The sequence below is a fragment of the Crossiella sp. SN42 genome (assembly GCF_023897065.1).
GTDB lineage: Bacteria > Actinomycetota > Actinomycetes > Mycobacteriales > Pseudonocardiaceae > Crossiella.
The window spans coordinates 162,083-183,050 of record NZ_JAMHIV010000009.1 but is presented as its reverse complement, the minus strand read 5'-3'; the positions used below and the strand labels follow the sequence as shown (position 1 = coordinate 183,050).

Annotated in this window: 18 protein-coding genes; 6 read left to right on the top strand and 12 right to left on the bottom strand. The window is 70.6% G+C overall.

Translation table 11 applies throughout. From position 1 onward, the window contains the following. Positions 1–261: 261 nt before the first annotated feature. Positions 262–1,326, top strand: coding sequence for a DUF2293 domain-containing protein (locus M8C13_RS13170; RefSeq protein WP_252480824.1), 1,065 nt, complete (start codon positions 262–264; stop codon positions 1,324–1,326). Here M8C13_RS13170 and M8C13_RS13165 read toward each other — a convergent pair. Together M8C13_RS13165 and M8C13_RS13160 are read right to left on the bottom strand one after the other, a co-directional pair. Beyond that, positions 1,310–2,248 (bottom strand): GNAT family N-acetyltransferase, encoded by a 939-nt coding sequence (locus tag M8C13_RS13165; protein ID WP_252480823.1) that lies wholly within the window; start codon positions 2,246–2,248, stop codon positions 1,310–1,312. The two genes, M8C13_RS13170 and M8C13_RS13165, sit on opposite strands and share 17 nt — an antisense overlap. 210 nt (positions 2,249–2,458) lie before the next feature. Next, entirely contained in the window at positions 2,459–3,625 is a 1,167-nt protein-coding gene (locus M8C13_RS13160) for a hypothetical protein (RefSeq protein ID WP_252480822.1), read from the bottom strand. 170 nt (positions 3,626–3,795) lie between these two features. On the opposite strand from M8C13_RS13160, the gene M8C13_RS13155 reads away from it, so the two are divergent. Beyond that, entirely contained in the window at positions 3,796–4,554 is a 759-nt protein-coding gene (locus M8C13_RS13155; RefSeq protein WP_252480821.1) for a DUF4239 domain-containing protein, read from the top strand. 27 nt (positions 4,555–4,581) lie between these two features. Here M8C13_RS13155 and M8C13_RS13150 read toward each other — a convergent pair whose 3' ends face one another. Beyond that, positions 4,582–5,358: an SDR family oxidoreductase gene (locus M8C13_RS13150; RefSeq protein ID WP_252480820.1), complete on the bottom strand. Its 777-nt coding sequence runs from the start codon at positions 5,356–5,358 to the stop codon at positions 4,582–4,584. A 148-nt stretch (positions 5,359–5,506) separates the two neighbouring features. After that, positions 5,507–5,887, bottom strand: a complete 381-nt coding sequence (locus M8C13_RS13145) for a hypothetical protein (protein WP_252480819.1) — start codon at positions 5,885–5,887, stop codon at positions 5,507–5,509. Between the two features lie 476 nt (positions 5,888–6,363). On the opposite strand from M8C13_RS13145, the gene M8C13_RS13140 reads away from it, so the two are divergent. Beyond that, positions 6,364–7,713, top strand: coding sequence for a sensor histidine kinase (locus tag M8C13_RS13140; RefSeq protein WP_252480818.1), 1,350 nt, complete (start codon positions 6,364–6,366; stop codon positions 7,711–7,713). Further along, on the top strand, positions 7,706–8,359 hold the full coding sequence (locus M8C13_RS13135) for a response regulator transcription factor (protein WP_252480817.1): 654 nt from the start codon (positions 7,706–7,708) through the stop codon (positions 8,357–8,359). The genes M8C13_RS13140 and M8C13_RS13135 overlap by 8 nt, the downstream gene beginning before the upstream one ends. Here the strand turns inward: M8C13_RS13135 and M8C13_RS13130 are convergent. From M8C13_RS13130 to M8C13_RS13115, 4 genes are all read right to left on the bottom strand, one after another. Further along, the gene (locus M8C13_RS13130; protein ID WP_252480816.1) at positions 8,325–10,007 is read right to left on the bottom strand and encodes a serine hydrolase; all 1,683 of its coding nucleotides are present in this window, start codon (positions 10,005–10,007) and stop codon (positions 8,325–8,327) included. The genes M8C13_RS13135 and M8C13_RS13130 overlap by 35 nt on opposite strands. A gap of 143 nt (positions 10,008–10,150) precedes the next feature. Beyond that, positions 10,151–12,964 (bottom strand): vitamin B12-dependent ribonucleotide reductase, encoded by a 2,814-nt coding sequence (locus tag M8C13_RS13125; RefSeq protein WP_252480815.1) that lies wholly within the window; start codon positions 12,962–12,964, stop codon positions 10,151–10,153. Positions 12,965–13,152: 188 nt separating this feature from the next. Beyond that, positions 13,153–13,641: a transcriptional regulator NrdR gene (gene nrdR, locus M8C13_RS13120; RefSeq protein ID WP_252480814.1), complete on the bottom strand. Its 489-nt coding sequence runs from the start codon at positions 13,639–13,641 to the stop codon at positions 13,153–13,155. A 208-nt stretch (positions 13,642–13,849) separates the two neighbouring features. Next, positions 13,850–14,356 (bottom strand): hypothetical protein, encoded by a 507-nt coding sequence (locus M8C13_RS13115; protein WP_252480813.1) that lies wholly within the window; start codon positions 14,354–14,356, stop codon positions 13,850–13,852. A gap of 282 nt (positions 14,357–14,638) precedes the next feature. Between M8C13_RS13115 and lexA the strand changes: the two genes are divergently transcribed. After that, the gene (gene lexA / locus M8C13_RS13110; protein WP_252480884.1) at positions 14,639–15,301 is read left to right on the top strand and encodes a transcriptional repressor LexA; all 663 of its coding nucleotides are present in this window, start codon (positions 14,639–14,641) and stop codon (positions 15,299–15,301) included. Between the two features lie 52 nt (positions 15,302–15,353). Here the strand turns inward: lexA and M8C13_RS13105 are convergent, their stop codons facing one another. From M8C13_RS13105 to mraZ, 4 genes are all read right to left on the bottom strand, one after another. Beyond that, the gene (locus M8C13_RS13105; protein WP_252480812.1) at positions 15,354–17,264 is read right to left on the bottom strand and encodes a penicillin-binding protein 2; all 1,911 of its coding nucleotides are present in this window, start codon (positions 17,262–17,264) and stop codon (positions 15,354–15,356) included. Next, on the bottom strand, positions 17,264–17,902 hold the full coding sequence (locus M8C13_RS13100; RefSeq protein ID WP_252480811.1) for a hypothetical protein: 639 nt from the start codon (positions 17,900–17,902) through the stop codon (positions 17,264–17,266). The genes M8C13_RS13105 and M8C13_RS13100 overlap by 1 nt, the downstream gene beginning before the upstream one ends. Next, positions 17,899–18,855, bottom strand: a complete 957-nt coding sequence (rsmH, locus tag M8C13_RS13095) for a 16S rRNA (cytosine(1402)-N(4))-methyltransferase RsmH (protein WP_252480883.1) — start codon at positions 18,853–18,855, stop codon at positions 17,899–17,901. The genes M8C13_RS13100 and rsmH overlap by 4 nt, the downstream gene beginning before the upstream one ends. 178 nt (positions 18,856–19,033) lie before the next feature. Continuing rightward, positions 19,034–19,465: a division/cell wall cluster transcriptional repressor MraZ gene (gene mraZ / locus M8C13_RS13090; protein ID WP_252480810.1), complete on the bottom strand. Its 432-nt coding sequence runs from the start codon at positions 19,463–19,465 to the stop codon at positions 19,034–19,036. 419 nt (positions 19,466–19,884) lie between these two features. Between mraZ and M8C13_RS13085 the strand changes: the two genes are divergently transcribed. Next, the gene (locus M8C13_RS13085) at positions 19,885–20,967 is read left to right on the top strand and encodes an AAA family ATPase (protein WP_374213067.1); all 1,083 of its coding nucleotides are present in this window, start codon (positions 19,885–19,887) and stop codon (positions 20,965–20,967) included. Position 20,968 lies beyond the last annotated feature (1 nt).

The following is a 20,968-nucleotide window of genomic DNA, read 5'->3' as shown; positions in this document are numbered from 1 at the left end:
TAGCCAGAGGTGCACCTGCGTGGCGTGGTTGGTGCTCAGCGCACCGGGATATGGGGTCGCGGACAGCGCCCGGAATACGACGACACGGCGTCGAGAAAGCTGTATATGCTCGGGAAAATGAGGTTTGCACTACCGGCGGAGGAGTCCCGAGTCTCGGTCGGCCTGGACGCATCGTAGCGCACTTCGCGATGATCGGGTTCCACCCCGGCTGGCTGTGGATAACCGCGCGGAGGACGACGCTCCACCTGGCAGACTGGTCTCGTGGTCCAGGCAGTCATGTCCAAGCTCGAACGGCGCGTCACCGAGGCGGCCGTGGCGTTGCTGGCTAAGAAGAAGTTCGTCTCCCCCGTGCTGGTGTTCAACCGGCTGGGCTGGCTGACGGACAAGCGGATCGAGGACTGGGAGCAGGGCAGGCTCGGTTCGCTCACCGAAGGGATGTCCGCGCCGGCGGAGAAGGTGGACACCGCGCTCGGACACCTCGGCGACTGGGCGCGGCGACAAGGTCTGACCGCTGAGGCGGTGGACTACGTGGCGGCGACCCGGGATCGGCGTCCGCTGCGGTTCACCTCATCCGGTTCAGTTGACGCCGAACGGGTGTTCGCCACGCACTGGCTGGCGCCGGGACTGTCGCAGGCACAACGGGATCGGCTCGCGCAGCGGCAGAACGCGGCACCCGATCTGGTGGTGTTGCGCGCTGATGGCGGCTGGGTGTGCACGGACTGCGGTGACACCGACACCTACCAGTTCGTCGAGGAGAACCGGCCGTACTGCCTGGAGTGCGCCGACCTGGACCACCTGGTGTTCCTACCGGCCGGCGACGCCGCACTGACCCGGCGGGCGAAGAAGGCGAGCGCGCTGTCCGCGGTGGTGCAGCGGTTCAACCGGTCACGCAAGCGGTTCGACCGGCTCGGACTGCTCGTCGAGGAGGCCGCGCTGGAGTCGGCGGAGGAGCAGTGCTTCGCCGACGCCGAACTGCGGGCCCGGCGACGGGATCGGGACGCGGTGCGCCGCGCCGAGCAGGACCTGGACTTCCAGGCCCGGCTCGCCGCGGAGATCCTGCGGCTGTTCCCCGGCTGCGCGCCCGCGCGGGCCGAGGCGATCGCACGGCACGCCGGGGCGCGCAGCAGCGGGCGGGTCGGGCGGTCGGCCGCCGGTCAGTCCCTTGACGAGGGTGCGACGCGGCGGGCGGTGATCGCCTCGATCCGGCACGAGGACACCGGCTACGACGCGATGCTGATGGCCGGGGTGCCGCGAACCGTTGCCAGGGAACGGATTCGCGACACCATCGACGCGGTGCTGGATCGCTGGGTCAGCGGAGTGCGCTGAGTACCAGGCGCATCTCGATGTTGCGGTAGCCGCCTCGGGTGAAAGCCGCGGCCATCGGCTGGTTCACCAGGTCGGTGTCCGCGACCACCCTGGGCATGCCCAGCTCCGCGTGGTGCCGGGTGATGTGCGCGAGCAGCTCGTGGATGTAGCCGTGGCCGCGGTGTTCGGGCAGGACACCGAGGTAGCCGACCACGGCGTTGGTCGCGTTGCGCGAGGGCAGGGCGAGGCCGACCAGGTCGCCGTCGGCGGTGTAGGCCAGCCGCCACCAGTCGCGGGGGCCGGGCATCTCGTCGCGGTAGAACTCGAAGTCGTCGCTAGCGTGTGTGGCCACACCGACCGCGGCGACGCCACGCCGGGTCTCCGTGTCGAGGCTGCCCTCGATCAGCCGGCGGAACACCGACAGCACCACCTCGTCGTCCGGTTCCGGGCGGAAGTGCAGGCGCGCCGGTGGTTCGGGCAGACGGTCGGCCGGAGTCCACTCGTAGCGCAAGCGCTCGTTGTCCTCGGTCAGTCCGGCACGGGCGGCCGCGGCACGGCGCCAGTCGACTGCGGCCACGCAGGCTGGGTCGGCACGCCAGTTCAGCGGCAGCTTGAGGTGGTAGGCCTGTAGCGCGGGCGCGCCGTCGGCCAGGAATGCCGCGTGTGCGGTGTTGAGCAGGTCGCCGACCAGGACTGCCGGGTCGGTGACGGAGTGGTGCACGTGCAGGTAGTCCAAGGAGAGCGGGTGCCTGCCGTTGCCGAAGCCCCACCACATGGCGCGGGCCAGTGTCCGGTCGCCGTCCTCGGCCATCCAAGTCCACTGTGGACGGTACTGGGCGGCGGCGCGGCGCTCGTCGTACTGGGCCGCGGTGATCCAGTCGAACGGGGCGGGGATGTGCGGGGTGCGGTCGAGCTCGGCCGCGGTAATGGAACGGAACTTCATGGGGTACTGCCTCCGAAGGCGAGGATCAGGAGGCGCGGGCGGGATCGGTCAGGCGATCCGCGGAGGCGCCGGCAGGAATGTGTGCACTGGGGCCTCCCTTCCGTCCATGGCGGCCGCGCGGTGCGGCGGGCACAGTCTAAGGCATGACCACGCCCGGCCGCCGGGATTGTTCCGGATGCGCCGGGCGCGGGTGTACCGGCGAAAACCGGGTCAGCGGTGGGAGCGGACGATGCGCACTGCGGCACCGGAGCCGAAAATGAGCATCACCACGGTCACCACGGTCCACCGTCGCTGGTCACGGACCAGCGAGGACGACGCCTGGGCCTTCGGGGTGGGACGTGGGGGCGTGCGGGCGACGACCGGCTTGACCGGAGGTGGCGGCGGCGTGACGCGGCTCGGCGGCGGTGGCGGGATGACCGGGGCCGGCCGGGTGGTCGGGGTGGTGGTCCTTGGCGGCGGTGGCGGGGGGATCACGGCCGGGGGCGGGACTGGCGTGGTGGTAACCGGGAGTGGGGTGGTGGTGGCGGGCGGCGGCGTGGACTTCAGGCAGCCGGCGCCATCCGTGCTGGTGAGTGCGGGACCGGTGTTGACCTCGGTGATCGTGTTGTCGCCCAACTGAATGCGGTAGAGGCGGCTGGCGCGGCGGTAGTCGTTGTTCAGCACCCAGAGGCCGTTGTCGGCCGGGTCGAGCACGACGGCGCCGTAGGTGCTGGAACCGGGCAGGCCCTTGAGCACCTTGACCTTGGTGACCTTGCCGTTGCCGGGGTCGACCTTGACCAGGGTGCCGTGGCCGTGGCCGGTGTTGGAGATGCCGTAGAGCTTGCCGTCGGCCGGGTTGTGCGCGAAGTCGTCCAGGTCGTCGGAGAGCCAGTGCCAGTCCAGACGGACCGCGTGCACCAGGCCCAGGAAGCTGGGACTGCGCGGGTCGATGTCGATCGCGTACAGCTTGTCCCACTCACGCACGTACAACCGGTTGCCGACGACCGTGCCCGCGTAGCTGTCGATCAACCCGCTCCACGGCACCGGCACCGCGCCGGTGCGCCGGATGGGACCGAGGTCGTTGATCGTTCCGTTGAGGTCGATGCGCACTACGTGACCGCCGTCACGGAACTTTCCGGATCGGTCACGGTTGGCGATTCCGTAGACCAGGCCCTGCGCCTGGGCGTACCCGATCGAGTTAACGGCGAGCCCCAGCGGCTGCGGTGGCCGGTTCGGCAGGCCGGTCGGCAAGGTGACCCGCAACAGGGTGGACAGGCCGCCGTGTCCGGTCGCCCGTACCTGGTATGCAGTGCAGACGCTGGCCGCCTGCGCCGGGCTCGGGATAAGACCGCCACTGCTGACGAAGAGCAGGAACGAGGTACTGCACAGCGCAATCAAATGGCGCGACCACCGTATTGGAGCAACTGAATACGACAATCGGGTACTCCTCTCGGGATCGCGCTGATTCGCTCTGCATACAGTCCCGTGCCGTCATCGCATCGCGACCTGACCGGACTGTACTCCCCACAGTAGACCGTGATGTAATCCCGGACCAGAAAGGAGCTGAATTGAACCTCTACCTGTCGGGCTTGCTCTGGGTCTCCGGCGTCGCCGTGGTGGTCGCAGCCTTGGCCATCCTGTTCCGCAGATTCGGCTCCGACGAGGAACGACTGAGCAACAACGAGTCGGCCGGGTTGGTATTCACCATTGTCGGCGGGCTCCACGCGGTGGTCACCGCGTTCGTGCTGATCTCCCTGCTGGACACGGCCAAGGCGGTCGGGGACGACTCGACCAAGGAGGCCAACAGCATGGTCGCGGTGAACTGGGCCGCGACCTCGTTCCCGGAACCGGTGCGCGGCCAGGTACAGGAACTGACCAGGTCCTATATCGGGATCGTGCTCAACGAGGAGTGGCCGAAGCTCCGCGTGGAAGAGGACGTCGACGACGCGGGCTGGCAGAAGCTGGACGAGCTGCGCAAGGTCATCGCGGACGTCCCGGCCGAGGGCCACTGGCTGGAGAACCGCAAGACCGAGGCGGCCGCCCAGCTGTGGGAGGCCTACCAGGCGCGGCAGTCCAGACTGGACGCGGCCAGCGGCGGGGTCAGCACCGTGATGTGGTTCGCGCTCATTCTTGGCGCGGTGATGTCCGCACTGTTCCCGTTCCTGTTCGGCGGCCCGAAGATAATTCCACATATCGTTATCGTGGTGGTCCTGACCGCCACGCTGACTCTGCTACTCTTTGCCATCTATCAGTTGGAAAATCCGTTCAGTGGCGGCGTCAAGGTTGATCCGGACGCATTCAGCTCGGCCCTGGATCGGTTGCGTTAACCTCTTCGGACTATCCCAGGTCCGGTTTCACCGTTTTTTACCGGTCTCTTCGGCGAGGAACTCGGCGAAGGCGACCTTCCCGTGCGCGTATTCCGGCGCGAGGTGCGCACCGTTTCGATACCCGGTGAACACCTCGCCCGGGAGCCGCACCGGCAGCACCCAGCGACGCCTGCCCTGTGCCCGCAGGTACAGCCGGGCCAGGTCGGTCAGCAGATGGGTTTCCGGGCCACCCAGGTCAGGAGCCGCGCCGACGGGTGCGCCGGTGGCGAGCTCGACCAGCCGTTCGGCGACCTCGGTGACCTCCACCGGCTGCACCGGCACCCCGGCGGGCACCGGCATCAGCGGCGACTTCGCCAGCACGCCGAGCACGCGCAGCACCAGGTCGTGGAACTGGGTGGTGCGCAGCACCGTCCACGGCAGCCCGGACTCGCGGAAAACGGCTTCGGCCGCGAACTTGCCCCGGTAGTAGGGCAACGGGATCCGGTCCACGCCGACAATGGAGATGTAGACCAGGTGCGGCGCGCCCACGCGGGCGGCGGCGCTGACAATGGTGTTGGCCAGCGCCAGGTCCCGCTTCCCGCTGACGCTGGTGGCGGTGTGCACGACCGAGTCCGCCCCGGCGAAGGCGGCGTCCAGCCCTTCCCCCGTGGCGTAGTCGACGGCGTGCCATTCGACGGCGGGATCGGCGGTGGCAGGGCGGGGGCGGCGGCTGGTCAGCCGCACCTGGTGCCCCTCGCGCAGCAGGCCGCGCACCACGGCGCGTCCGAGGGTTCCGCTGCCACCGGTCACCAGAACCACACTCATCGCTGGGCCTCCTGTTGTCGGGTACACCCAGTGGACGAGCCAGCCGGCTCTGCTGTGACAGTCGCGTGAGTGATCCAGCCGACAGCGCGTCGCGCCGGGCCCCGCAGTGGGCCAGCGGCGCGCGGGGCTCGCCCCGGCCGGAATCGGATCACCAAGCGTGCCAGCGCGCGCCGTGCCGGTGCCGGGCAACTGAAACGTCCACTGTGGACGATGCATCGGCGTGCAGCCGTCCGCCCGCGTTCACCTCGCGCAGCACCGTGCCGAGGGCACGGCGCAAGGCCTGGCGGGAGCGTCGCTCCGAGCTGCGGGCCAGCCTGGCGATCTCCCGATTTCCGTTGTAGGCACGGGGAAACGAGTGGATGACGACGGCCCGTCGATGCGCGGCGGGCCGGGGCCGACGGCCCTGGTTCCGGGCCTCGGCGAGGATCGCCGCGCGGTAGCGCAGGTCGGTGAGGACGACCGCGCGCCAAGCCGTGCGGTGCTCGGTCTGGGCGCGTGCGGACGTGATGTGGGCAGCGGTGCGGGACATGGGGACTCCCAGGTGCACACCGCCAGGTATCTCCTGGCGGAGCTACCTGAAGCCGAAGGGGCCGGACTTCCGCATCGCGTTCATGGGGACGACGCTAATCGATGGGCGGGGCCGGTGGGGCGAGTTGTCCACAGGCCCCGGAGTGCGGCGGCGAGGTGGTTGGCCGCGGTCCGCGCGCCTCCTGGCGAGCGCGGTTCGACCTCGGCGCGCACGACCTCCGCCAGGGTGTCCTGCGACGGACGGGCAGGTTCGTCACCGGCGGCGGTCTCGGCCATCGATTCCGGGCAGCCAGCCGCCGGCACGCGTTCGCCATCAGTGGCGAACTGGCCGGGCGGTGGCGCGACCGACGCCGGTGTCCGCGCCGGTGACAGCTCACGGTTCCGTGCGGGCATGCTCGAACCCTGCCGCCAAGAACAGCGTCAAGGATCGGACCGTGGTCCGATGTCGGCGAGCCGAACTCCGGTTACGGTCCTGAGGTGTCGGTGTCCTGGATCCCGCGCTTCGGGTCGCGAGCTCTGTTGGTCGTCGACGGCCTGGTGGCGGTTGTCGTGGTGGTCGTGACCGGGCTGCGGACGAGCTCCAGCGCCATGCCGTTCGGTGGTGCGGTCACGGGCTGGGTGCTGGCCGTGGCCGTGGGCACACCGTTGGCGTTGCGGTGGTGGCGGCCGACGGTGGTGTTCGGGCTGGTGCTCGGCGCTGCTGGAGTGGCGATCGCGATCGGGGTCGCCGGAGAAGTCGTGGTGCTGGCGGTGGCGTACGCGCTGTATCCGGTGGCGCTGGGTTGCCCGGCTCGGCAGGGAGTCGGGGAGAAGGCTGACGCCGGGTGGCGGGTGGCCGCTGACCCGGCACGGCAACGGACGGCGTTGTCAGGCGTCCCGGCCGGACAGCGGACGACGGACTCGAGTCACGTCGCGCTGCGACGGCCGCCGGACTCGGAGCCGCAGTCCCAGCCGCGGTCACAACCGCAGCCGGCGACAGCGCCGACCGGCTCGGCTCGGCGAGCGGCTGTGGTGCTGGCCGTCGCGCTCGGCGTGGTCACCGGTGCTGGCCTCGTCAGCGCGGTCGGGCCGGTGGTCAGCGTGCCGGGAGTGGAGTCGTTCAGTCAGACGCCGGTGAGCGCGTCGCTCTACTCCTGGGTGGTGCTGGGCTCGAGCTGGGCGCTGGCGCGAGCGGTCCGGGTCCGACGGGATCACGCCGCACAGGTCGCGGAGCTGGTGGCGCGGCGGGCGGTGGTGGCCGAGCGGTTGCGGATCGCCAGGGACATCCATGACGTGGTGGGGCACAACCTGAGCCTGATCGCGTTGCGGGCCGCGGTCGCGAACCACCTCGCGGACGACGGGCGGACCGCGCTCACCGAGATCGAGGCGATCAGCCGGCGGGCGCTGGCCGACGTGCGGTCGGTGCTGGGCGCGGTGCGCGATCCGGATGATCCGGAGCCGGGTGCGGCGACGCTGGACCAGCTGATCGCGGACAGCAGGGCGGCCGGGCTGGAGGTCGAGTTCTCGGCGGTCAACCTGACCGTGGCACCCGAGGCGGTACGGGTGTCGGCCTACCGGATCGTGCAGGAGGCGCTGACCAACGTGGTGCGGCACGCTCGGACCAAGCGGTGCCGGGTGCGACTGGCCGTGGAGAAGGAGGTTGTGCTGGTCGAGATCACGGATGACGGTCCGGCTCGGGGCCCGATGGGGCCGCCGGGGCAGGGACTGGTCGGCATGCGAGAACGGGCCGCGCTGCATCAGGGCAGCGTGGTGGCCGGGCCGCGGCCCGAGGGCGGGTTCGCGGTGCGGGCCCGGTTGCCACTGCGTCCAGGAGACGGTGATGAGTGAGCCGATCCGGGTGCTGCTGGCCGACGACGAGCCGATGCTGCGGGACACCCTGGCACAGTTGCTCGCCTCCGAGCCGGACCTGGATGTGGTGGGAGCGGCGGAGAACGGGCAGGTCGCGATCGACCTGCTCGACCAACGCGGTGCCGATGTGGTGCTGATGGACGTCCGGATGCCGGTGCTGGACGGGATCGAGGCGACCGCGCGGATCACCGCCCGTCCCGATGCGCCCCGGGTGCTGGTGCTGACCACCTTCAACCTCGACGACTACGTGTTCCGGGCGTTGCACGCGGGCGCGAGCGGGTTCCTGCTCAAGGACACCGCGCCGCGGGACCTGCTGGCCGGGATCCGGGTGGTCGCGGCCGGGGACGCGCTGCTGGCGCCGAGCATCACCCGCAAGCTCATCGCCGAGTACACCAGCGGCACGCCCCGGCGGCGGCCGCTGCGGCGGCTCACCGGGGTGACCGACCGCGAGCGAGAGGTGCTGGAGCTGATCACCCAGGGCCTGTCCAACACCGAGATCCAGGAGAAGCTGTTCCTCAGCCGGGGCACGGTGAAGACCCACATCGGACGGCTGCTGACCAAGCTCGGCGCACGGGACCGGGCCCAGTTGGTCATCGCGGGCTACGAAGCCGGGCTAGCGCCGTGACCCTGGCCAGCACGACCAGCAGGCAGCCGAGGGTGGCCGTGGCCAGGAACAGCATGAACGTGGGGTACAGGTAGGCGACCTGGAGCCAGGCCACGTCGCGGCCGCGGAAGAGCACGCCGACGATCCGGTGGACGGTCAGCAGCAGCGCCAGCGGCAGCAGGTACGGGAGCAGGCGGAGGACGATGCGTGTGCCAATGGCGCGGGCTGAAGCTTCGCGGCGAGCGGACGGTGGACTGGTGTCGGCCGGTGTCTCGCGGCGAGCGGTGAGCGGATTGCTGACGACCGGCGCCTCCGGGTGAGCGAGCGGCGAATCGCTGACGGCCAGGGCCTCGCGATGAGCGGTGGATGGATTGCTGTCGGACGAAGTCTGGCCGTTGGCGGTGGGTTCGCTGGCGTGTCCGTGGGTCCGGGGACGTCGGCGGGTGGGGCGGGGAGTCGTGCGGGCTTGGGTCCAGCGGCGGGCTCGGCGGAGGCCATGGATGGTGAGCAGGGCGGTCGCGAGGGTGAGGGCGAGCAGGATCGCGTCGGTGAGCAGCAGTGGGGTTGCCGGGGCGGGGATGGGGCGGTTTTCCAGCAGGGTGATGAGGCGGCGGGCCAGGGCTGGGGCGTCCGCGTGGGCCATGCCGGTGTTGGCGAGGACCGCGATGCCGTGGCCGGTGCCGGGGAGCAGGGCCTGGTAGGCGGTGGCGGTGAACAGGTCGCCGCTGTGCGCGATGAGCGGGGCGCCGGCGTCGGTGCGGCCCAGCGACCAGCCCAGGGCGTAGTCGCCGGAGGCAGGGGACGGGGTGTGGGTAGCCTTGATGGTGGCCGGGGTGGCGATCTGGGCACCGGTGGGGCCGCGGCCGTTGTTGTTCTGGGCGATCAGCCAGGCGGACAGGTCGTGGGCGGTGCTGAGCATGCCGCCGGAGCCGTTGCCGAAAGCAGGAGGTTCGGGCAGGGCGATGGGCAGGCCGAGGACCAGCAGGTGGCCGGAGGGGCTCGGCAGGTCCTTGGCGGTGTTGAGGGTGCGGGTGGTGGTCATGCCGAGTGGGGTGAGGATGTGGCTGCGCAGGTAGCTGTTGAAGTCCTGGCCGCTGACCACCTCGACCAGGCGGGCGGCGACCTGGAAGTTCGGGTTGTGGTACTCCCAGTGGGTGCCGGGGTCGGCGGCCAGGCGGGCTGAGCGCATCGAGGCCACGGACTCGGCCAGGGTGTTCGGCTGGGGGCGGGTGAAGGACGGGAAGGTGCGGTCGGACAGGCCGGAGGTCTGGTCGAGCAGCTGGCGCACGGTGATCGACTCGACCCTGGGGTCGGCCATGGTGAACTCGGGCAGGTAGGCGCGCACCGGACGGTCCAGGTCGACCCGGCCCGTCTCGGCCAGCTGGGCCACGGCGAGGGCGGTGAAGGACTTGCTCACCGAGGCCACCGGCATCGGGGTGTGCGCGGTGACCGGCGCACCGGTCGCGGTGTGGCCGTAGCCGGCCGCGTGCAGGACCCGGTCGCGGTGGGTGATGGTCACCGCGGCGCCGGGCAGGCCGGTCGTGGCGAGGTAGTCGCGGACGACGGTGTCGATCCGGGCGGGATCGGCGGCGGCGGACGCGGCTGGGATCGGCAGCAGGGCGCTGATCAGGGCGGCCGTGGTGGCCAGGAGGAGAAGTCGGGCGGTCACGGGTGGAGTGTCCGCGGTGGCGGAGGTTGGGCGCATCGGACCGGGATCCGATGTTGGCGGCGGGTGGGCCGGGAGCGGGGCTGGACAGCGCACTGGGGGAGCCGACGTCGGTCGGCTCCCCCAGTGCTCAGTCGGCTATCGGGTCAGCTGCACCCGGAGGTGGAGCCGCAGCCCTCGCACACGTAGCAGGAGCCCGCGCGGCGCATCTTCGTGCCGCAGGTGAAGCACAGCGGCGCGTCCGCGGCCATGCCCAGTTGGAGCTCGATCAGCTCGGTCGAGCTGCCCACCGTCACGTCCGCGGGCTTGGCCGCGACCTCGCCCTTGCCGCCGGCCGGCTTCGGCTTGGCCTCGACCGTGGTCTGCAGCGCGGTCAGGTCGACCTCGCCGCCGCCGTACTCGGCCTCCACCTGCGCCGAACGCTCGTCCGCGGTGAAGATGCCCAGTTCGGCGCGCTTGGCCGCCGGGAGGTGGTCCAGGGCCAGGCGGCGGAACAGGTAGTCCAGCACGCTGGTGGCGATGCGGACGTCCGGGTCGTCGGTCATGCCCGCGGGCTCGAAGCGCTGGTTCATGAACTTCGAGACGTAGAACTCCAGCGGGATGCCGTACTGCAGGCCCACCGAGATCGACATCGAGAAGGCGTCCATCACGCCGGCCAGGGTCGAGCCCTGCTTGCCCAGCTTGACGAAGATCTCGCCGAGGCCGTCGTCGGGGAAGGAGCCCGCGGTCAGGTAGCCCTCGGCGCCGCCGACGGTGAACGACACGGTCTGGCTGGGGCGCTTCTTCGGCAGGCGCTTGCGGACCGGGCGGTACTCGATCACCGTCTCCGGCTGCTTGTCAGCGGCCTTGCTCGCGCTCTTGCCCGCCGACAGCGGCTGGCCGACCTTGCAGTTGTCCCGGTAGATCGCCAGCGCCTTGAGGCCGAGCTTCCAGCCCTCGTAGTAGATCTTCTCGACCTCCTCCACGGTGGCCGTCTCCGGCATGTTCACCGTCTTGGAGATGGCGCCGGAGATGAACGGCTGCACCGCGGCCATCATCCGGACGTGGCCCATCGCGGCGATGGAGCGCTCGCCCATCGCGCAGTCGAAGACCTCGTAGTGCTCCAGCCGCAGGCCGGGCGCGTCCACCACGTGGCCGTGCTCGCTGATGTACTCCACGATCGCCTCGACCTGCTCGGGCTGATAGCCCAGCGCGGTCAGCGCGCGCGGCACGGTCTGGTTGACGATCTGCATGGAGCCGCCGCCGACCAGCTTCTTGAACTTGACCAGCGCCAGGTCCGGCTCGATGCCGGTGGTGTCGCAGTCCATCATCAGGCCGATGGTGCCGGTGGGCGCGAGCACGCTGGCCTGCGCGTTGCGCCAGCCGTTGCGGTTGCCCACCTCGAGGCAGTCCTGCCAGGCGATGGTGGCCAGCTTGTGCACGGCCTTGTCATTGCGGTGCATGGTGCGCACCAGGTCGTTGGCCGCGGCGTGCTTGCGCATCACCCGCTGGTGCCCGTCGGCGTTGCGCGCGTAGCCCTCGTAGGGCCCGACCACCCCGGCCAGCTCGGCGGAGCGCTTGTACGCGGTGCCGGTCATCAGCGAGGTGATCGCGGCGGCCAGCGCGCGGCCGCCGTCGGAGTCGTAGGCGTGCCCGGTGGCCATCAGCAGCGCGCCCAGGTTGGCGTAGCCGATGCCCAGCTGGCGGAACTTGCGGGTGGTCTCGCCGATCGGCTCGGTCGGGAAGTCGGCGAAGCAGATGGAGATGTCCATCGCGGTGATGACGAACTCCACCGCCTTGGCGAAGCGCTCACCGGCGAAGGTCCCGTCATCGTTGAGGAACTTCATCAGGTTCAGCGAGGCCAGGTTGCAGCTGGAGTTGTCCAGGTGCATGTACTCCGAGCACGGGTTGGACGCGCTGATCCGGCCCGACTCCGGGCAGGTGTGCCAGTCGTTGATGGTGCCGTCGTACTGGATGCCGGGGTCGGCGCACTCCCACGCGGCCTGGGCCAGCTTGTGGAAGATCTCCTTGGCGTCCCTGGAGTCGATCGCCTCGCCGGTGGTGCGGGAGCGCAGGTGGTAGCTGCCACCGCTCTCCACCGCACGCATGAACTCATCCGAGACCCGGATCGAGTTGTTCGCGTTCTGGTACTGGACGCTGGTGATGTCCTTGCCACCGAGGTCCATGTCGAAGCCGCCGTCCCGGAGGATGCGGATCTTCTCCTCCTCGCGGGCCTTGGTCTCGATGAACTCCTCCACGTCCGGGTGGTCGACGTCGAGGATGACCATCTTCGCCGCGCGCCGGGTGGCCCCGCCGGACTTGATGGTGCCAGCGGAGGCGTCCGCGCCGCGCATGAACGAGACCGGGCCGGAGGCGCTGCCGCCGGAGGAGAGCAGCTCACGGGAGGAGCGGATGCGGGAGAGGTTGACCCCGGCGCCGGAGCCGCCCTTGAAGATCAGACCCTCTTCCTTGTACCAGTTGAGGATCGACTCCATGGTGTCGTCGACGGCGAGGATGAAGCAGGCGGAGACCTGCTGCGGGGAGGCGGTGCCGACGTTGAACCAGACCGGGGAGTTGAAGCTGAACACCTGGTGCAGCAGCATCCAGGTCAGCTCGTGCTCGAAGATCTCCGCGTCCTGCGGGGTGGCGAAGTAGCCGTTGTCCACCCCGGCCTTGGTGTAGGTCAGCACCACGCGGTCGATGAGCTGGCGCAGGCTGTTCTCCCGCTGCTCGGTGCCGACAGCGCCGCGGAAGTACTTGCTGGTCACGATGTTGACCGCGTTCACCGACCAGAAGTCGGGGAACTCGGCGCCACGCTGCTCGAAGTTCACCGTGCCGTCGCGCCAGTTGGTCATCACGACGTCGCGGTGCTCCCAGGTCACCTCGTCGTACGGGTGCACACCGGGGGTGGTGTAGACGCGCTCCATGCGTAGGCCAGTGGCCTGATCCCCGGCGGCCGGGGTCCCGACGGTCTCCGTCATGACCTTGTGCTCTCCCTCGCTCGCTGCTGCGTGCCCGGCCCCGTCCGGTGTCCCCGTCCGATTCGGTCCGGCAAGACTCTTGGTGTTCTTCCCCGCCGCGCTCTTGCCCGCCGCGCCACCCTTGCCCGTCCCACCACGGGTCTTGGCCGCGCCGGCCTTGGGTCGCCTGCGGGGGCTCTCCTGGCTGGTCATTCGCTCTTCGCCGCTTCCTGCTCGTCCGCCGCTTCCGGCTGCTTGGCCTCGCGGAGGTCGAGGATCTCCTTCTCGAAGTCCTCCACCGAGGAGAAGGACCGGTAGACGCTGGCGAAGCGCAGGTAGGCGACCTCGTCCAGGTCGCGCAGCGGGCCGAGGATGGCCAGCCCCACCTCGTGGCTGGGCACCTCCGCGACGCCGGTGGCGCGGATCGCCTCCTCCACCTGCTGCGCCAGCAGCTGCAGCTTGTCCTCATCGACCGGACGGCCCTGGCAGGCGCGGCTGACCCCGCGCGCCACCTTCTCCCTGCTGAAGGGTTCGGTGACACCGGAGCGCTTCACCACGGCCAGCACGGCCTCCTCGACCGTGGTGAACCGGCGGCTGCACTGCGGGCAGGACCGGCGACGGCGGATGACCTGACCCTCGTCGACCTCGCGGGAGTCCACCACCCGGGAGTCGGAGTGCCGACAGAACGGACACCGCACGGTCCTCGCCCCTTCCCCGCACCAGCCCGCCGCGACCCAATCAGTGGGACAACCACAGCGGTGTAACTACTAGATGTAGGGGTAGAACCTAGGCCGAGCGGGTGACGGAAGCAAGTTGACAGGCGCATGCCACCACGTGTTCCGAGGACGTGCGAGCGGGATCACGCCAACAGGTGACAGCCAACCTAGCCGAGGGGACTCCTGCGGCTCAGGGGCGGGCCGGGTCGGCGTCCAGGTCGGGCACCCACAGCGGCTGGCCGGCGTGCGGGCCGTTGGACAGCGAGGCGTTGAGCTCGTGGATGCGCGCGATGACCTCGGCGGGCGCGCGGCCGGGCGCGACCCGGCGGGCCAGGTCGGTCAGGGTCTCCCCGGCGCCGAGCTGGGTGAGCATGGTCTTGGCGGGCAGCGGCTCGGACTCCCCGCCCATCCGGATCTCGGCGAGCAGGCCCAGGCCGAGCACGGCCAGCGCGGTGACCAGGGCGACCAGCACCAGGTCCACCCAGGTGGCGCGGCGGCGGGCCGGTCCGCAGGAGGCGATGACCCGGCCGGTGGCGTCCTCGGCGAACTGCTCGCCGTCCGGACGACCCTGCGGGCGGGCCCCGTCCCCGGCGCGGCGCACCCGCGGACTGCGCCGCTGCCAGGCCACGTGGGCGGGCACGTGGCCCGACCCGGCCTGCTGCTGGTCCGCGGTTTCGGTGTGTGCGAGCGCCGACATGACGTCTCCATCCAACGCGAGCGGTCCCTGGCCCGGACCCCGATCGAACGGGTGTTCGATCGAACGTCCGTGCGAATGTCTACCACCACCGCGGACCGATTTGAAGCATTTCCGGCGTGTCGTTCGAACACGCGTTTGATCTCAACACGCTGTGCGACTACCGTTCGAACCTGAGTTCACCTGGGACTGGAGGGCAACCCCGTGGCACGCGAGACGACCAAGGAGCCTGTTCTTACCGGCGCCGAGCCCGCCACGGCGGGCGAGGCGGCGCGGCGCGCGGAAGTGCACGTGCTACCGGAACCGGTGTCCGAAGGCGTCGAGCTAGTCGGCCTGACCCCGAGGCAGAGCAAGGTGCTCGAGGTCATCAAGGACTGGCTGGAGCGCTACGGCTACCCGCCCAGCATCCGGGAGATCGGCGAGGCGGTCGGCCTGAACTCCACCTCCTCGGTGGCCCACCAGCTGCGCGCGCTGGAGCGCAAGGGCTACCTGCGGCGCGACGCCAACCGCCCGCGCGCCTACGGGGTGCGCACGCCGGAGGGCGAGGAGGAGCCGGAGCGCTTCGACCGCCCGAGCCCGACCTACGTGCCGGTCGTCGGCCGCATCGCCGCCGGTGGCCCGATCCTGGCGGAGGAGTCGGTGGAGGAGGTCTTCCCACTGCCGAAGGAGCTGGTCGGCGAGGGTTCGCTGTTCCTGCTCAAGGTGGTCGGCGACTCGATGGTGGACGCGGCCATCACCGACGGCGACTGGGTCGCGGTGCGCCAGCAGCCCGACGCGGACAACGGTGACGTGGTGGCCGCGATGATCGACGGCGAGGCCACGGTGAAGACCTTCAAGCGCCGCGACGGCCACGTCTGGCTGATGCCGCACAACCCGGCCTACGAGCCGATCCTGGGCGATGAGGCGAAGATCCTGGGCAAGGTGGTCGCGGTCCTGCGCCGCCTCTGACCGCCCGGACAGCTGTGCCTGAACCCCCGTCCCCGCTGCTGGGGGCGGGGGTTCAGCGCACGATCAGGTTCTGGATCGGGCTGGGCTCCGGCGAGACCGGGATGCGGTAGCGCTGCACCAGGTACGAGGCGATCTCGTGGAACAGCGGGGCCGCCGACTTGCCGTCCGGCCCGCCCTCGGTGGGCGCGTCCAGCATCAGCCCGACCACGAACCGCGGGTTGTCCGCGGGCACCATGCCGGCGAAGGTGATCCAGTGCTTGGTGTTGCTGTACCGGCCGTTCTCCACCTGCTGCGCGGTGCCGGTCTTGCCGGAGATCTGGTACCCCTCCAGCGCGGCCGCCGGGCCGGTGCCCCGCAGGTCCGGCTTGCCGGGCACCTGCTGCACCACCGCACGCATCATGTCGCGCACCGTCTTGGCCGTCTCCGGCGAGACCACCCGCACGCCGTCCGGGCGCTTCTCCTCCCGGCGCTGCTTGTCCGGGCCGATCTCCGCGCGCACGATCCGCGGCGGGATGCGCACCCCGTCGTTGGCGATGGCCTGGTACATCCCGGCCATCTGCAGCACGGTCATGTTCAGGCCCTGGCCGATCGGCAGGTTGCCGAAGGTGGACTGCGACCACTGCGAGCGCGGCGGCACCGTGCCCGCCGACTCGCCGGGCAGGCCGATGCCGGTCTTCTTGCCGAGGCCGAACTTGGCCAGCATGTCGGCGTAGCGGTCCTCGCCGATCTCCTTGGCGGTGAGCAGGGTGCCCACGTTGGAGGACTTGGCCAGCACCCCGGTGAAGGTCATCTTCTCCAGGCCGTGGTCCCAGGCGTCGGAGACGGTGTAGCCGGGGTAGTTGAGGCTGCCGGGCACGTTGAGCACGGTGGTCGGGGTGACCAGCCCGTACTCGATGCCCGCCGCGGCGGTGACGATCTTGTTCACCGAACCCGGTTCGAACGGCGAGGTCACCGCGAACGGGTTCATCTGTTCCTTGGTCGCGCTGGTGAAGTTCTTCAGGTCGTAGGGCTTGTCATCGGCCAGCGCGTAGACCTCGGCGGTCTTGACGTCCATCACCACGGCCGTGCCGTTGCGCGCGCCTGCCCGGCGGACGTAGTCGCTGAGCAGCTGCTGCACCCGGTACTGCAGGTCCGCGTCCACGGTCAGCTCCAGGTCGGAGCCGGGGGTCGGCGGGATCTGCTCGCGCTCGCTGCCCGGGATGACCGCGTCCTCGTTGTTGGCCACGGTGTCCACGATCCGCTTGCCGTTCTTGCCGGTCAGCAGCTGGTTGCGGTAGGACTCCAGGCCTTCCAGCCCGGCCAGGCGGCCCGGCTTGTCCTCCGTCCGCCAGTTCGCGTAGCCGATGACGTCGGCGGCCAGCGTGCCGCCGGGGTACTGCCGCTCCTCGCGGGACTCCGCGCCGATCTCCGGGAAGGCCTTGGTGATCTCCCTGGCCTTGCCCGGCTCGACGCTGGGCACCAGCACCACGTACTTGACTTCCCTGCGCAGCTTGTCCAGCAGGTCCTTCTCGTCGACCTGGTCGCCGAGCACCTGCTTCATCTTGGCCGCGATGAGGCGCTTGCGCTCCTCGCCGTTGGGCACGGGCTCCTTGGCCCCCTTGGCCTTGCCCTCCTCGGCGAGCTTGTCCCACTCCTGGTTGATCCGCTGCGGCAGCGCGTACAGCGCGCGGACCTGGCTGGAGAAGGCGAGCAGCGCGCTGTTGCGGTCGGTGATCGAGCCGCGCGGGCCGGGCAGCTCCTGCGGGGTGCTGCGCTGCCGGGAGGAGGCGGCGGAGAACTCGGCCGCGTTCACGATCTGCACCTCGACCAGCTTGACCGCGGCCGCCACCAGCATGACGACCAGCATGAGCCTGCCGACCACGGTCCTGGTGCGGTGGTTGCCCATGCCGCCGGGCGGGCGGCTGGACCGGGCGCCGCGGACGGACCGCGACCGGACCGGGCGGCTCGTGCGCGAACGCTGCATCAGCCCGTTCCTCCTGGCTGCTCGCCCTGCTCCGCGCCGGGCTGGTGGTCCGCTGGCGGCTCACCGCCCTGGTGCTGACCACCCTGCGCGCCGTCGGCGGGCCGGCCCTGCGGGTCCTGCTCCGGCGGCGGGCTCTGCGCCGAGGAGTTCGGCTGCTGCCGGGACTGGGGCTTGACCGCCTTCGGCTCGCCGACCACGCCCCAGCTGCCATCCGGCTTCTGCACCAGCATCGCCGGGTCGATCGCGGGCACCAGGCCCATCTCGCGCGCCTTGCGGTCCAGCTCGGCCGGGGACTCCTTGGTCGCCACCTCCCGGCGCAGCAGCTCGACCAGCTCGGCCTGGGCGCGGGCGTCCTTCTTGATCTGCTCCAGCTTCACCGAGTCGGCGGCCGCGGCCGTGGTCAGCCACAGCGAGGTGACCAGGCCGATGCCCAGCAGGGACATCACCATGAGCACGAACGGCGCGCGGAAACCGGTGGCGGCCGCGCGTTCCTGCACCGGGCGCAGCCAGCGGTCCTTGCGCTGCTCGCGGCGGGCGTAGGCGCGTTCGGCCGCGGAGGAGCGACCGCGATCGCCGGGGGTGACCGGAGTCTGGTGCTCCGGGAGTTCGGGCGGGGTCTGCCGAGCTGGTGCGGTCATGTCGCCTCCCTGATCCGCTCCGCGGCGCGCAGCCGCACCGAGGCGGCCCTCGGGTTGACCGCCACCTCCTGCTCACTGGCCTGTTCGGAGCCGCGGGTGAGCAGCCGCAGCTCGGGTCCGTGGCCGGGCAGCTCCACCGGCAGGCCCTGCGGGGTGGTCGAGGTGGCGCGTTCGACCAGCACCCGCTTGACGATCTTGTCTTCCAGCGACTGGAACGACATCACCGCGATCCGGCCGCCGAGCACCAGCGCGTCGATCGCGGCCGGGATGGCCCGGCGCAGCACGTCCAGCTCGGCGTTGACCTCGATGCGCAGCGCCTGGAAGGTCCGCTTGGCCGGGTGGCCGCCGGTGCGCCGGGTGGCCGCGGGGACCGTTGCGTACAGCAGGTCCACCAGGCGTCCACTCGTGGTGAACGGCTCCTTCTCCCGTTCCCGCACGATGGCCGAGGCGATCTTGCCCGCGAACCGCTCCTCGCCGTAGTCGCGCAGGATCCGGGCCAGGTCACCGTGGCCGTAGGTGTTGAGGATGTCCGCCGCGGTGATCGGCCCGCTCGGGTCCATCCGCATGTCCAGCGGCGAGTCCTTGGAGTAGGCGAAGCCGCGTTCGACCGCGTCCAGTTGCAGCGAGGACACGCCGCAGTCGAAGAGCACTCCGTGTACTCGCGGTATACCGAGGTCGAGCAGCACCTCGGGCAGCTCGTCGTACACCGCGTGCACAAGATGGGTACGCGCGTTGTATGCAGCGAGTCTTTCGCCGGCGAGCTTGAGGGCCTGGGTGTCCCGGTCCAGGCCGATCAGCGTCAGCCCGGGGTGCGCGGCGAGCAGTGCCTCCGAGTGCCCGCCGAGGCCGAGGGTGGCGTCGACGGCCACGGCTCCCGGTGCGCTCAGCGCGGGCGCGAGCAGCTCAAGCGTGCGGTCCAACAGCACCGACACGTGTTGCGGCTGCCCGGTCATGGCGGTCACTACCTCTCTTACCCGCCCATGCGCGACAAGCAGGTGCCTGGAACGTCTCCCGGATGCCGCCAGGTCCCCGCCCGCCCGTCGCACCTGGTGCCGGGGAAGGTGCACCAGGGTCGAAAGCCGAGCGGACCGAGGCCAAGCCGCATCCGAATGAATGCCTCACGCACGTCTTCTAGAAGACTCCGGGGAGCACCTCCTCGCGTGCCTGCGCGTAGCTGTCCTCGTGTTCTTCGAGGTAGCGCTCCCAGGCGGTGGCGTCCCAGATCTCCAGCCGGTTGATCGCCCCGATGACCACGCACTCCTTGGTCAGCGAGGCATAGCGCCGCAGTTCCGGCGTGATCGAGATCCGGCCCTGCGAGTCAGGACGCTGCTCGTCCGTGCCTGCGAACAAGTAGCGCTGGTACGCGCGGACCGCCTCGTTGGTGAACGGCGCCTCGGCCACCTTCCGCGCCATCTGCTCGAACTCCGCTCGCGGGAAGACGAACAGGCAGTGGTCCTGGCCCTTGGTGAGCATCAGACCCCCCGCGAGTGCGTCCCGGAACTTCGCCGGCAGGGTGAGCCGCCCCTTGTCGTCGAGCTTTGGGCTGTGGGTACCGAGGAACATCGGCAACGCACCTCCCAACCGACCCGACGGGACCGGCAGCGGGGCCCCCGTTTGCCCCACCGGCCGCCACAGTACCCCACTTTGCTCCACAGTCAACGCGAAACGGGCCCGTTGTCCCCCGGGTGTGTCGGCGTTTTCGCAGGAAGGAGGCGGTGGTGCCGCGTGGGGCCCCGTGGGGGGACCTGCCCGGAGAGGCAGCCGGAGCGGGTGGAAACCACAGCCATCCGATCACCCTCCGCCCACGAATCCAGGCCGGAAGAGCAACCAGTTGGCCTATCGGCCGTCCACGGTGGTGAGAAGTGGGGGACGATGTGGGGCACCAGGTGTGCGGTATGACTGACCCCGACCGGTAGGTCCCTTAGCCCGGTTTTGACAGACTGCGTGGCAGGCTGCCGCATAAGGTCTCAGCAGGAGGACGTGTGACGCCCAGTACCCAGCCCGCCGCACTATCCGGCCATCAGTACGGCGAGGACGGGACCACGGTCAGTCCGCGCGAGGTCGGCGGGTTGCCGGAGCTACACGCCACCGCCTCGCGGATCGCGGCCAACGTCGAACGGGTGCTGGTCGGCAAGCCGGAAGTGGTGCGGATCGCGCTGGTCACCCTGCTCGCCGAGGGCCACCTGCTGGTCGAGGACGTGCCGGGAGTCGGCAAGACCTCGCTGGCCAAGGCGCTGGCCCGGTCCATCGACTGCTCGGTCAGCCGGATCCAGTTCACCCCGGACCTGCTGCCCAGCGACATCACCGGCGTGTCCATCTTCAACCGCCAGAACAGCGAGTTCGAGTTCCGGCCCGGGCCGGTCTTCGCCAACATCGTGGTCGGCGACGAGATCAACCGCGCCTCCCCGAAGACCCAGTCCGCCCTGCTGGAGTGCATGGAGGAACACCAGGTCACGGTGGACGGCCGCAGCTACACCCTGGACTCGCCGTTCATGGTCATCGCCACCCAGAACCCGGTGGAGATGGAGGGCACCTACGCCCTGCCCGAGGCCCAGCGCGACCGGTTCACCGCCAGGGTCTCCATCGGCTACCCCGACCCGCAGGCCGAGCTGGCCATGGTCGACGAGCACGCCGGGCACGACCCGATGGCCGACCTCAAGCCGGTCTCCGACGCCGAACGGGTGCGCCAGCTCGTGGCCACCGTTCGCGAGGTTCATCTCTCGCCGGAGATCCGGCGTTACACCGTGGAGCTGGTCTCGGCCACCCGCCGCCTGCCCGAGCTGCGGCTGGGCGCCTCGCCGCGCTCGACCCTGCACCTGGTGCGGGCCGCGCGGGCGCAGGCGGCGCTGTCCGGGCGCGAGTTCGTGGTGCCCGACGACGTGCACGCGGTGGCCGTGCCGGTGCTGGCGCACCGCCTGGTGCTCACCGCCGAGGCGCAGGCCGCCCGCCGCTCCCCCGCCGACCTGGTCCGCGGGCTGGTGCAGCGGGTGCCGGTGCCGCAGGGTCCCGGCAACAGCCAGGGCCAGAGCCAGCAGTGGCACGCCGGCCTGCGCGGAGCCAGGTGAT